Annotated in this window: 14 protein-coding genes; 5 read left to right on the forward strand and 9 right to left on the reverse strand. The window is 60.9% G+C overall.

Going from position 1 to position 12,376, the window contains the following annotated elements:
• Nucleotides 1-14: 14 nt before the first annotated feature.
• Nucleotides 15-824: a TetR/AcrR family transcriptional regulator gene (locus BBD46_RS04865; RefSeq protein WP_071400624.1), complete on the reverse strand. Its 810-nt coding sequence runs from the start codon at nt 822-824 to the stop codon at nt 15-17.
• 52 nt (nt 825-876) lie between these two features.
• Nucleotides 877-1,155: a hypothetical protein gene (locus tag BBD46_RS04870; protein WP_071400625.1), complete on the reverse strand. Its 279-nt coding sequence runs from the start codon at nt 1,153-1,155 to the stop codon at nt 877-879.
• Nucleotides 1,156-1,349: 194 nt separating this feature from the next.
• Here BBD46_RS04870 and BBD46_RS04875 point away from each other — a divergent pair, with 194 nt between their 5' ends.
• Together BBD46_RS04875 and BBD46_RS04880 are read left to right on the forward strand one after the other, a co-directional pair.
• The gene (locus BBD46_RS04875; RefSeq protein ID WP_071400626.1) at nt 1,350-1,754 is read left to right on the forward strand and encodes a 30S ribosomal protein S6e; all 405 of its coding nucleotides are present in this window, start codon (nt 1,350-1,352) and stop codon (nt 1,752-1,754) included.
• 25 nt (nt 1,755-1,779) lie between these two features.
• Nucleotides 1,780-2,214, forward strand: a complete 435-nt coding sequence (locus tag BBD46_RS04880; protein WP_071400627.1) for a DUF7112 family protein — start codon at nt 1,780-1,782, stop codon at nt 2,212-2,214.
• An 82-nt stretch (nt 2,215-2,296) separates the two neighbouring features.
• Here BBD46_RS04880 and BBD46_RS04885 read toward each other — a convergent pair whose 3' ends face one another.
• Nucleotides 2,297-2,860, reverse strand: coding sequence for a PadR family transcriptional regulator (locus tag BBD46_RS04885; RefSeq protein ID WP_071400628.1), 564 nt, complete (start codon nt 2,858-2,860; stop codon nt 2,297-2,299).
• 539 nt (nt 2,861-3,399) lie between these two features.
• On the opposite strand from BBD46_RS04885, the gene BBD46_RS04890 reads away from it, so the two are divergent.
• From BBD46_RS04890 to solA, 3 genes are all read left to right on the forward strand, one after another.
• A complete protein-coding gene (locus BBD46_RS04890) occupies nt 3,400-3,891 on the forward strand; it encodes a DUF5807 family protein (RefSeq protein ID WP_071400629.1) in 492 nt (163 codons plus the stop codon).
• 51 nt (nt 3,892-3,942) lie between these two features.
• Complete coding sequence (locus BBD46_RS04895) at nt 3,943-4,368, forward strand: hypothetical protein (RefSeq protein ID WP_071400630.1); 426 nt, start codon at nt 3,943-3,945, stop codon at nt 4,366-4,368.
• 164 nt (nt 4,369-4,532) lie between these two features.
• Nucleotides 4,533-5,663 (forward strand): N-methyl-L-tryptophan oxidase, encoded by a 1,131-nt coding sequence (solA, locus tag BBD46_RS04900; RefSeq protein WP_071400631.1) that lies wholly within the window; start codon nt 4,533-4,535, stop codon nt 5,661-5,663.
• A gap of 90 nt (nt 5,664-5,753) precedes the next feature.
• Here solA and BBD46_RS04905 read toward each other — a convergent pair whose 3' ends face one another.
• The 6 genes from BBD46_RS04905 to BBD46_RS04925 all read right to left on the reverse strand — a co-directional run bounded on the left by BBD46_RS04905 (nt 5,754) and on the right by BBD46_RS04925 (nt 12,330).
• Complete coding sequence (locus tag BBD46_RS04905; RefSeq protein WP_171908155.1) at nt 5,754-7,286, reverse strand: DUF5305 family protein; 1,533 nt, start codon at nt 7,284-7,286, stop codon at nt 5,754-5,756.
• Nucleotides 7,287-7,288: 2 nt separating this feature from the next.
• The gene (locus BBD46_RS04910; protein WP_071400632.1) at nt 7,289-8,479 is read right to left on the reverse strand and encodes a S26 family signal peptidase; all 1,191 of its coding nucleotides are present in this window, start codon (nt 8,477-8,479) and stop codon (nt 7,289-7,291) included.
• 133 nt (nt 8,480-8,612) lie between these two features.
• Nucleotides 8,613-10,310, reverse strand: a complete 1,698-nt coding sequence (locus tag BBD46_RS04915) for a hypothetical protein (protein ID WP_071400633.1) — start codon at nt 10,308-10,310, stop codon at nt 8,613-8,615.
• 72 nt (nt 10,311-10,382) lie between these two features.
• Entirely contained in the window at nt 10,383-10,820 is a 438-nt protein-coding gene (locus BBD46_RS04920) for a hypothetical protein (protein WP_253184503.1), read from the reverse strand.
• A gap of 387 nt (nt 10,821-11,207) precedes the next feature.
• Nucleotides 11,208-11,768 (reverse strand): hypothetical protein, encoded by a 561-nt coding sequence (locus tag BBD46_RS22115; RefSeq protein ID WP_139173503.1) that lies wholly within the window; start codon nt 11,766-11,768, stop codon nt 11,208-11,210.
• Nucleotides 11,769-11,808: 40 nt separating this feature from the next.
• Nucleotides 11,809-12,330, reverse strand: a complete 522-nt coding sequence (locus tag BBD46_RS04925; RefSeq protein ID WP_139173505.1) for a hypothetical protein — start codon at nt 12,328-12,330, stop codon at nt 11,809-11,811.
• Nucleotides 12,331-12,376 lie beyond the last annotated feature (46 nt).

The raw sequence follows: 12,376 nt of genomic DNA on the forward strand, positions 1-12,376 counted from the left end.
CGTGTCTGGTGTGGTTATGTGGTGTCGCCGTCGCCGCTGCCGTCGGTGTCGGTGTCGCTGTCGCTGTCGGCGTTGGCGTTGGCGGCGGTGCCGTTGGTGTCGTCGGTACCCCTGGTATCGCCAGCGTTGGCAGCAGTGTCACTGCTGGGGGCGGTCTCAGGGTCGTCGTTCGAATGTCCGCGACGGCTCCGTTCGGAAGAATCGTTCTGTACGCTGCGGTCCGGAAATTCGACGTCGTCCGCCAGAATATCGTCGAAGATGCGATCGACGGCAGCGGACCGGACCTGATCGACGTAACTGTCGCGGTCGAGCGTAAGCTGTCGAATCCGTGCCCCATCGAGGGTGGCCATCAGCAACGTCGCCATCTCCTCGGTATCGTGGTCGACGAACTGGCCCGCTTCGATGCCGTCTTGCAGGATTTCTTCGAAGAGGTTCCGCAGGTAATCGTCGCTCTTCCGAAGGTTTTCGCGATACGGCTCGTGGTAGGGTGCCTGGGTTCGGAGTTCGAGCATCGCCGTATGGAACGACTGGCGCTCGTCGTGGTCGTTCGACGAGCCATAGAGGAACCAGTCGACGATGGTTGCGAGCCGGTCGACCGGCGAAAGCGACGCCGTCTCGACCGCGCGCTCGTCGAACCAGTCGACCAGATACTCGACGAACTCGGCAACGAGCTCCTCTTTCGAGTCGTAGTGATAGAACAGGAGCGACTTGCTCTTGTCCGTCCGGTCGGCGATAGACTGTGCCGTAAGCTCGCTATACCCGTGCTCGCACAGCGCCTCGTAGGTGGCGCGCATGATTTCCTCGCGAACGTCGGAGTCGGTCACTACTGACTCTTTGGTCAGGAGCCCATAAAAGTCGTTTCGTTCGCCGTAGCTGTCACGTCCTGTACGCTTGAACCCCGAATCGGGCGTATCCGCCAAACGCGAGTTCGAGCGAGCCGATCCACCAGTTCCACCGGTCGGCGACCGAGCCGTCCGGCGCGTCAGCCAGTTCGTCGACGACAACTGCAGGGGTGAGTGTGACGGCAGTGTCGCGTTCGTACTGGCCCGAATCGGCGAGATCGGCCGCCTGCCGGACGACGACCCGACGTTCGGCGACGTCGCCGGAGTACTCCGTGGCCAGCAGATCGTCGAGTCGATCCCGATCGAGTCCCATATCGGTACGTCGGGCGCGAGGATCCTAACGGTATCCCGGTTGGCGGAACGATCATCGATCGCCACCGATCACCGATCACCTATCATGGATCACGGATCACCAATCACCGATCACCGGACCGGTCGGCTCCAGCCCGCTCCCAGAGCGGCCTGTGTTTCGATGTGTTTTTGAGCGCCGACCGTTTTTTCCCGTGCATGGTAAGTTTCACTGTTGTCGTTGGCGACCCCGAATCCGGGTCGTCCTACCAGCTCGAAGCGGCGGAACAGGACGCAAACCGATTCCTCGGCAAGGAGATCGGCGAGGAAGTCGACGGCAGCGCCGTCGGCCTCGACGGCTACACGCTCGAGATCACGGGTGGCTCCGACGACGCCGGCCGCCCGCTCAACGGCGACGTTGCAGGTGCGAACCTGACCGAAGTCCTGATGGAAGGCCGCCAGACCGGCTACAGACCCGAGCGCGAGGGCGAACGCCGCCGAATCACCGTCCGTGGACGCGAACTCTCCGATGCTGTCGCACAGGTCAACGCCTCGATCGTCGACCGCGGCAGCACTGACGTTGACGACCTCCTCGGCGAGGGCGAAGACGGAGACGACGAGTAATCCGATAGCGCGAGTTCAGTTCTTTATGGCAGATAGAATCGCGAGCGATCATCCGTCAGTGCAGACGGTTCGTTCCACGTGTTCGGAGACAGCGACTGGTGTACAGCTTGCAATCCCGGCCGACGACCGCGAGGCGTTCACGACCGACGACATCGTTCGGGTCGTCCTCGACGGCGACGAGTGCTTCGCACAGGTCGAGCGCGCACTCGTCGGTGACGAACTGACGATTCCCGGCGTCTACGAAACACCTGACCTCGCGCGCGATCCGAGCGGCGGGACGGATCGCCTGGAAGCGTGGGTCGACGACCACGCCATCGCAAACGAGGGGTCAGTTCTGATCGACGTCGTCGAACCCGACTTCCTCTACGGACTCCGTGAACCGGGATCGACCGTCTACTACGACGCCCACGAACCACCGAGCGATAGTCTCTCCTCGATTGCGAAGGATCTCGACGAGTAAGCAACGACGTCCCAACGCGGATTGTTCTCGAGTGCGGTGCGTGACGAAACCGAACAAACCGACAGCGAGCAGCGAATCGCGGTCAGTACCGCGAGAGAAACACCGCAAGCAGGAGTCCGAACGCGAGATGCTCGAGCATCGTCTGTTCGATCGTCGTTTGAACGGCGGTTTCGTCTGCCGTCGAGTACTCCTTGGTTCGTACCTTGGTGTGCATCGAGAGATAGCCACTCTCCTCGAGTGCGTGGAGCGCGGGATACACCGTTCCCGGGCTCAGGTCCGTCCCGAAGTGCTGTGACAGATCCGTCAGGAGCTCGTCGCCGTGCGAGCCGTCGTGGAGCGCGATCAGGACGAGTAGGATTTCGTCGAGGTTGTGTTTGACGAGTTCATCGCTGAATTCGACCTCGGGAACGGGCAGTTCGGCCAGTGCCTGGGCCAGGAGTTCGTCGAGTTCGGAGTCGACGCTATCGATATCCTCGGTTTGCTGTCCGACCCCCGGGTTTTGGCCGCGCTCCCCCGAGGCGGCGCTCGCCCTGTCGGCGTTCTCAGTTCCGTCAGTATGCACCGGTTGTCCGCTAGACAGTTCGGTCGGAGCCGTTTTCGAGAGCGCCTCGAAGAGTATATCAATTTTCTGTGACGTATCTCGCATTCACGATCACCACATCCCAGTGTGGTATTCGCCTGATCTCGGCCGTGGACGGCCGGGGGCGGACCACACTACTCACATCGAGTGAACGTCTGAACCTACCAGTGTATAAACGGCAGGGTGTCAACCATACAGAACGTAGATAAATCAACGGTCGTGAAGTGACATAATAACTGTTCGTTCGGCAGAGATCGATCTTTTGTCGAAGTGGAATCAATATCTCGACTTATATCCAATATATTCCATCTAAAGCGTTCGTATGCCCACCATAGGGCGATAATAGAATACATAGATAAGCATTGTGGCCGATTGGCGCTGAAAACTCGAGTATTGTGGCCGCAAATAGCTCGGGCGCGGACGACAGGTGAGCGCAACACCAGCCCATCCATCACGCATGGTTCAAGGGTGGCGATCCAGCAGCCACACAGCCACGACGGACACTCGTGTATGGAAATCGATACGACGCGACAGCTGTCGGTCCGCGACCGTGGTGTCAGCCGACGAACAGCGGCCTTTTCCACGTCGAGCGCCAATCGCCGGCCATGAGTACCCCACGCGAGGAGTTCCTGGCCGGCGACCGGCCCGACGATGTCGCGTTGTTTCTCGCCGAATCGTACGTTTCAGACGAGCGTCTCGAGTCCTTCGGCGAGTCAGTCGAGGGTGGCGTCCTGATCATTGTCGACGGCGAACGCGGTCGAAACGCGTTCGAGGCGGCGACCGGCAGCCAGGCGATGGAGTTCGCTCAGTCCGCGATGGGACTCGAGGGACTCATCGACGGTGACCTCGCCGGCGGACGGTGTCCGGAACGTCCTGCCGGTGAGACACCCGGCGACGACGATGACGAGGCAGACGACGAAGCTCACACCCAGAACGGGACCGACCACACGATTCAGTACGTCTTCGCCTTCGCCGAGGAGCAGAACGAAGATGTCGGCGGCATCTACGCCGAGGGAGACGTCGTCCACGCGTACGCACAGTGTTCGTGTGGAACCGCCTTCTCCGACCGCTGGAACGTCCAGCCGATCGACTCCTAACTGGGCATCTGCGCGCAGAAACGTCTTTGAGGTGCCAGCCATGCATCCGCTATGCCACCCAACTCCGACGGCCGAGACCACCCACCCGACGCACACCTCGACCTCTCGGACACAGAACTCGACGCGCTGCACGATCTCCAACTCGGGATCGAACACGTTCACCGCGCCTACGGCACGCTACTCGAGTTCCACCATCAACTGGGCCACGCGATGGATCGCGTGAGCGACGCCGAATATGAACTGCGTGAGGCCGGTCATGAAGAGTGGGCGGACACGATTCGCGACGAGCACCTTCCGGCGGGTGCGATCAGCGATCAGTGGACCTACGAACTCGTCGAGGAGTTCTCTGCGGAGTTCGTCACGGAGATAGACGAGTTCGAGACGGCGGTACGAGACGACCTGGCTGACGGTGTCGGCCACGTTCGCGAGCGCCGCCAACAGCGTCGGATTCGTGAGCGGGCGGTTGACGATTCTTGAGGCTTGCGTCTTGCGTCTCACTTCGGGATTCGGGATTCGGGATTCGGGATCCCTTACCCGCCCCTACCCCGGCCTCTTCACTTCACGTTCACCCTGCCTTCAACCGCTCCCGGCCACTGCGAGGGTGAGGAAGAATTTTCGACACCCCGGTCGTATCATCGGCTATGACCGAACGGTACGACGTCATCGTCCTCGGCGTCGGCGGCATGGGAAGTGCAGCCGTCTCTCACCTCGCCGACCGCGGCGTCGACGTCCTCGGCCTCGAGCGCTACGACGTCCCGCACGGCTACGGCTCCTCCCACGGCATCACCCGCATCTTCCGACTCGCGTACTACGAACACCCCGCCTACGTCCCGCTGCTCAAGCGCGCCGACGAACTCTGGACGGCACTCGAGGACACCCACGATCAGCAGCTACTGCACCGCACCGGATCGATCGACGCCGGTCCGCAGGACAGTTCGCTCGTCGAGGGATCGAAACGCTCCTGTGCGGAACACGACCTCGATCACGAGGTGTGCTCGAGTAGCGAACTCACAGAACGGTATCCGGGTTACCAGCTTCCGGAAGGGTACGAAGCAGTCTACCAGCCCGAAGGTGGCTTTCTGGTTCCCGAGGAGTGTATCGTCGCACACGTAAATCGAGCCCATCAGCATGGGGCAACGATCCGCGCCCGCGAGCGGGTTGTCGAGTGGCAACCAACGGACGACGACGGCGTCCGCGTCGAGACCGACTACGGCGTCTACGAGGCCGACAGGCTCGTCGTCACCGCCGGTGCGTGGGCTGCGAGATTCGTCGACGAACTCGAGGGCGTTGCGGTCCCCGAACGACAGGTTCTCGCCTGGCTCCAGCCCGAGGAGCCTGCACGCTTCGAACCCGACGCGTTCCCCGTCTGGAACCTGCAGGTCCCCGAGGGACGGTACTACGGCTTCCCGGTCCACGGCGTCCCGGGGTTCAAATTCGGCCGGTACAACCACCGCGAGGAGACCGTCGATCCCGAGGCGTTCGAGCGCGAGCCGACACAGGCTGACGAACGCCTGCTGCGTGAGTTCGCCGAGCAGTATTTCCCCGACGGCGCGGGACCGACGATGCGACTCGAAACCTGCCTGTTCACGAATACGCCGGACGACCACTTCGTGATCGACACCCTGCCAGACCGGCCGCAGGTCTCCGTCGCGGCCGGCTTCTCGGGTCACGGCTTCAAGTTCGCCAGCGTAATCGGCGAGATTATGGCCGACCTGGCACTCGAGGGCGAGACCGAGCACGACATCGAGATGTTTTCGCTGGACCGGTTCTGAGTGGCGTGGCCTCGCTGGATCGCTTCTGAGTAGCGTGGCGGGACTCGAGTTCCGATTGCCAAATCGCTCCCGGTCCCGATTTCGACGAGCCTACTGCGTCGTCGACGACGGGTTGGCGTCCTGAGTAGTCGGCTCGGTGTCCGTTTCAGCATCCGATTCTGATTCCGATGCCACCGTATCGCGTCCGTTCTCTTCCCCGATCCACTCGAGTGTGTCTTCGTCCTCGCTATCGTCGCTACCTCCGCACTCGCTTTCACCCTCGTCTTGCGTTTGCGTGTGGTCTCGTTCCTGGGAGGCCTGGTCCTGTTCCCGGTTCTGCGTCCGCTCCCGCCCTCGGTCACCGTCCACAGCCGGCACTCCAGCACTCGGCGGCTCGAACACGTACACCACATCCGTCCCCCGAACCAGATACCGCGCCGTCCGCTCGTCGAACACCAGCGGCGACTCGAGATCGAGCGCCAACTCGGCCAGCGCCGCCAGCGACTGAACCGATGCCGTCGGCTCCGTGACCGCCGATTCGGGTAGCACCACCCGCGTCGTCATCGGATCGAACTCCGCGCGCGCATCGAGGTACTCGAGTCGCGTCCGATCGGCGGGCGTCAGTTCTGGGAACCGACGCGAGGCAAGGGCGGTCCCCCCAAGACCTGCGAGTCCGAACACGACCAGCAGCGGGCCGCCGAGAGCCTGCGTCGGACTCGGGTCAACGGGCACGGTGACCGCTTCGTGTTCGTCGTGGCGCTCGGTGTAGGCATCGCCCGCGGCGTCGGTCTCGAACTGGTAGGTCGATCCGTCCGTTGCCACCGAAATCGGGACCTGATAGTGGTCGACGACGACCTGGGAGGTGCCGTCGAACGTCCCCTCGATTTCGCGCTCGAACGCGAGGACGAGTTCGGCTTCACCGGGCGTTGCACCGACCTCATCGCGGATGGACTCGAGTGTGGTCTGTGCGTCGGTGACGTTCAACTCGAACGAAGCGGTGACATCGTCGTCGGAGCCGACGTCCGATTCGGAGACGCTCGTGAGCTGTTCGCGTTCGGTCCAGTAGACAGTGCTATCGCCAGTCGCACTGGGTTCGCCGCTCTGTTGACTTTCGCCAGTGGTCTCCTGATAGACTAAATCGACGGTTACCGTCACAGCGACATCGTCTGCGGTCGTTTCCGGTGCGAGGTCGTAGCCTGCGGTAACTGCCCCCGTTGCGGTCGGCGTTACGGCGGTGTAGTAGAGAGGCTCGTCGGTGAGTTCCGTGCCTTCGTCGTGAACCGTCGTCGGTTCCGTGACGACTGCTGCGTGGCTGACGTCGCCGGTTGCCGTCCAATCGGTGACGACCTGCTGTTCGGTCTCGGTGCCGGGTGCGGCGTACGCGCCGTAGCTCACCCAGATTCCCACGCCGAGCACCGCGACGGCGAGGAGATAGAGCACAACCCGGTACTCCCAGAGCAGGGCCCGAAGCCGGAGTCTGCGATGGGCTTCGTCGCCAGGTTCGGCCGTGTTTTGGCTGTGGTTGCTGCCGCCACCGTCGCTGTCGCCGCCCCCGTCCCCATCGCCGTCACCCCGACGGACGCCATCACGGTCGTGTTCATCCCCCGATACTCTCCCGGACGTCGAGTCATCCGATGTGTGCATTGTCAGTACAACCTCCGAACGAACGCGTGTATTCGCGACCGCCGCGACCGCTGTGATCCCCGTGATCGACGCAGTCGGCCGTGATTCGAACCCTGCTGTGGCGTCTCCGATCCAAGCAGTAGTCGACCGAGTCCGTAAGTTCCGCCGCCGCCGACGGCGAGAATCGCCCCGAACGGAACCCAGGGATGAATGTCGTAGAGCGCGTCGAGAACCGGTGCCGGCAACAGGTGCAGATACCGGTACTCCGTCACGTACGCAGGATAGTACCCCGTCTCCTCGGGTGCCGTAATCGTGACCGCAACCTCACTCGTCGATTGCGGGGCTACCGTTTCCCGACTCGCGTCGAGTGTCGCGTGTTCGCTCCCCGACTCCACGTACGAGACGACCGGTACGTAGCCGGTGTTCGGAACCTGATAGGCCAGTTCATCTGACGTTCCTCGTTCGACGACGAGTGGCTGCTCCGAATCGAAATCCGCACTCACGACATCGTAGGTGTGCGTTCCGCCAGGAACGACCATCGCGGCCGCCGCACCGACGACGACAAGCACGGCAAACCCGGCACAGAGTTGGCGCTGCGTGAGGCCGGTACTCGAGTCCGATCCGGTGACCCGTGAGTCGAACGTCTGTTGGCTGCGCTCGCGAACCGTCTCGACTGCGTAGAGCGTGATCGAGAGTGCAAGGATGAGGAGCGCGAGTCCCGAACTCCCGAGAAGTGACCGGACACCGAGTGTCGTCCCGAGCCAGGTCTGGGCGCGGTCAAGCGCCGACCCCGCGGCCATAATGGCAGTTCCAAGCGACGGAATCGTCACCGGTTCACCGCCGAGTTCCCACACGGAGGCGACGATCTGTCCGTCCTGAACGGGCGGCTCGCCGTTGTCCTGGTCGGTAAAGGGGTTCGCGTCCCCCTGGGTCGTGTACCCGTGGTCGGTCTCCCCGACGATCCGGTGTGTCGTGAGTTCGCCGCCCTCGATTTCTTGTGCTTCGAAGACGACAACGTCGCCGGGTTCGGGGCTGCCGGTGAGTGCCGCAGGGACGGCGACGAAGCCGTCGCCGGTGTCGATCGTTGGCTCCATACTACCGGTTTCGACGAAGCCGAGCAGGACCGGTTGACCGAGTAGTTGACCGGCAACGAGGGCGATGAGCGCAACTGCGATACCCCCCTGTACCGCGAGTTCGACAGCCCCCTTGCTCATTGTCTGTACGCTACCGCCAACGTGGCTATATATTGAACTTTTGGCCTCGGGCGAATGTTCTGCCTGGTACCAATTTCTCGGTGGGCCGTCACAGACACCCCTCTCAACCCCGTGCCTGAACGGATTCCCCGTCTCATGTGAGCCGGAACCGGAGTACACCGATCGTGAGGACGATTACAACCACGGTAGCGGCGATCCCGCCCGGCCCAGTGCCGAAAACGGACGGAACCGAGTCGGTGACGATCGCTCCCGCCGTTCCATCGTCGTCACCACTACCGGATATACCAGCGTTCCTCTCCGAGGACCTACTCTCACCGCCGTCAGCACTGGAGCCACCGGGAGCGTCACCGAGGAACTGTCCCGTCGCCTGGACGGTCCCCTCCGCAACGAGGAACGAACTCGAAGACGGCGTGTACGCGTATGAGAGCTCAATCGTCTCCGCCGACACCGACTCCTCGTCCGTCGCATCACTGCTGGTCACACTCGAGTCCAACTCCGAACTGAGGTCGAACGACACGTCGGTCGACTCGTTCGGGGCGACCGTCAGTGTCCGCTCGGTGACGTGCTCGCCGTCGACGACGAGATCGAGCGCCACGGCTGCTTCCTCGTCCACGTCGTTTTCGATCGTCGTACTGACGACCGTCGTCTCACCCCCGCTCGCCGCCGTCTCCTCGACGGTGAGCGGTTCGACGCGCAACAACGGCGCGTCGACACCGATTGCGGTCATCACCGGCTCGCCACGGATGACACCGACGAGTTCCTCGTCGTGATCACTCTCCGGCTGCACGCTATCGACGAACTCGAGTTCGCGTTCCTGCCACGCCGTCCCGTCGTGCTGGTAGGCCGTCAGCGACGCAGCGTCGAGCCCCATCGTTTCGAGCCACGTCTGGTCGATGACGACCGTCTGAGCGATCCCCTGCGGTTTCACGTCCTCCGCAGCCAGCCCGCTAACGGTGTAGCTCCCGACCGGAACCGAGCCGGTTTCCTCGTGCAGGTCACCGACGGATCGGAACGGCGACTTGGTGCTCTCAGCGTCGGCAGTGGCGGCGTCCGATGCAAGAACCTCGAACGCAATCTCATCGCCGCGCTCCGCTTCGTCCGCGAACGCAATCGCCATCGACTCGAGTACCGCCTCATCACCGACCGGAAGCGACTGTAGCGGAATCCGTTCGGGCTTGCAGGTCTGGACGTCCGTTACGGAGACCGCCCGCTCACTCGGTGACGGCGAGTCAACGGCAACCGACGCTGGCTGACAGGTGGTGCCAGCCGGCGGAGATGGTGTTGGTGTGCCCGAGTCATCCGACCCGTCCGCATCATCGGGACCCACCGCGTTCACCTCGACGGCTCCATCGAGCACGTCGCCAGCAGTATATCCCGTCGCATCGAGCGTCAATCCCACCGCAATGGACTCGTTCGACTCGAGAATCACGCCCTCGTCTTCGCTCCCGATCGGCCCCGAAGCGGAATGGTACTCGAGTTCGGGAAGATCACTCTCGAGCCAGATCAGTGCCTCTTCGGTGCCGGTGTACGTAACCGTGAACACGTTCTGGATGTCGCTTACTGTGCCAGGTGGGACACCATCGTGGTCGTCGATTTCACCGGTGAGTTCGATCGCGAACGTTTCATTTTCGACCGAAGCGTAGACACTGTTTGGCCCATCAGAGGGTTCGAGGACGATGTCGTCGAGAACTTCGTCCTGTTCGTAATCTGAGCCTGGGCCGAGACTGCTGACAGCGTCAGTCGACAGGGGAACGGCACCAGTGCCGACGGCAGAAGCGACGAACAGAACGGCGACGAGTGCGGTGAGTTGGACGGTTCGGGATCGGCTCATTATTGGATTCCGGTGGGTGGTCTTTGCAGTGGGGTTTCGTCTCGGGCGCTGCTCGTGTGCTGTTGTTAGTGGTCAGTTTTCGTTGTGTCCGCCAAATTCGGTAGATTCGTCAGATTCAGAGGACTCGTCAGATCCGTTGGGGTCGTTCGGAGAGCCAGCAGTGCGAGCTGTCGAGCGCACCCACAGCTTGACCTCCGAAACGAGTACGTGGTCTTGCTGATAGCCGTCGATGTCGTAATCGACGGTGATGTAGGTGATTTCGCGTTCCTCGACGACATACGTCGCCTCTGTCGACTCCTCACAATAGCTAACGGCGTTCGTTTCAAAGTCGCCCTCCGCTTTCGCTTCGACGAACGAGACGCGATCCCCAGGGTCGGGGATCACGATCGACGATGCATCGTAGATTGCGTCGATGAGTTCGTCACTTTCGGCCTCGTAGACGTAGAGTGAGGTTTGATCAGTGTTCGGTCCTGCTGTTGGGCTGCGTACGTGTTCGTGTGTAGATGTCATTCTGAGACGTGTCGGGTGTTCGTCGTGGAAGGCAACAGCTCAGTTGCGGAGACGTCTCTCGTTGTTGATCGAACGATAGCTACGTCATCCATAGCGTACCGAAGCATTCGTAACAGGCTCACAAAAGATATCTTGGTCAGACAACCATTGTAATACAAGAATTGACCGCGAGAACGGCAAGACTCAACACCAAACTGCCCGATCTGTTCAACTGTATTGACAGCATTGACCGATCTAAATCACGGCTGGCGGTAACACACATTAGTAAAATGGTACATTGAAGCACAGTACTGCGAAATGCTACTGGTTGAGTACTGTAAAAACCATCTGGAAATAACCCTTCGAAAGATCTTCAACCAAAATCAACAGCAGTGGTTATTACAGCGGTCAGTCTACTCTGGTTGCCTTAATAGTGACGCCAGTTTCGTAGGTCCCTCCTGAACTCAGTCCGTGTGTATCGATCTCAATGCCAGCAGCGATACTCTCGCCTGGTTCAAGTTCAGGAGATGTCTCACGTAGTAGCGGCTTCAGTCCATCTTCGTTGCGATCGGACTCGACACAGAAGACGCCAATGTCTGGACCGGCTGCATCGGGTTCATCCGCTACGTCAGTGAGTGTTACTGTTCCTGTCCCTTCGTTACCAATTTCGAAAAGGCCTTCAGAGTCCTGTTCAACATCGCGTGCATACTGGACCGTAGCATCAACGTTTACTTTCTTATCATCATCACCTGGGAAGCTGAACTCTATCGTTCCGGTCGGGCGGTGAGCGCCGCTAGAGCGTTGGGGTACGCCTAGCGGTTCAAGTCTGAGAAGACCGTCCAGGTCACTAGTTACAGAAACATTGACGCCACGCTGGGCAGTGGAGTTACTGAACGCACCTGATCCAATACCTAAGGTACCAGCACTAGCCAAACCCACAAATCCAGCAAAGAATTGTCGTCTTTTCATTGTATCACTTGGTTCTGCCCCGAGGCGATGGTGTTACTATTTACCCACCGAGGTTGAACGTAATCGTCTCAGGCACAGCCTCGTCAATAGGCTGGTCAGCATCCTCACCAAATCCGCCACCTGGTCCATCAGGGCTCCAAAACCCGAACCCAATCGAAATGGATTCACCAGAGTCCAGGTACGGTCTCCCAGAGTCCCCGTCGAACACCTCGCCATTAACTAGAATGTGGAGACCATTATCTACGTCATCGTCCCATTCATCCTCGTTAAATCGGTCGAGATGCACATCTTCTTGTCCATTGTTGTGGATTTCGAAGACCTCGTTAAACGTGAAGTCTGCTTCGTCGTTGAGGTCGTCAAAGGTGACCTCGAGCAAGCCATCGTCATTGTAGTCCGCGTAGTCAGAGGTCGCTTCAAGCCGCATAACAGCAGCGTTGTCACCAGTGGTTTCAACAGTCACTGACCGCTGAGCTGTTGCATTCGAAAACGCACCCGTGCCCATCGCCGCAGCTGCTCCTGATGCCAGTGCTCCCATTCCGATTACGAATTTGCGTCGTTGCATTGTTGGATTCTCCGTGTGTTGTCGCCTGCACGTCGCCACCGGCGGA

Source organism: Natrialba sp. SSL1, assembly GCF_001861355.1.
Lineage (GTDB): Archaea > Halobacteriota > Halobacteria > Halobacteriales > Natrialbaceae > Natrialba.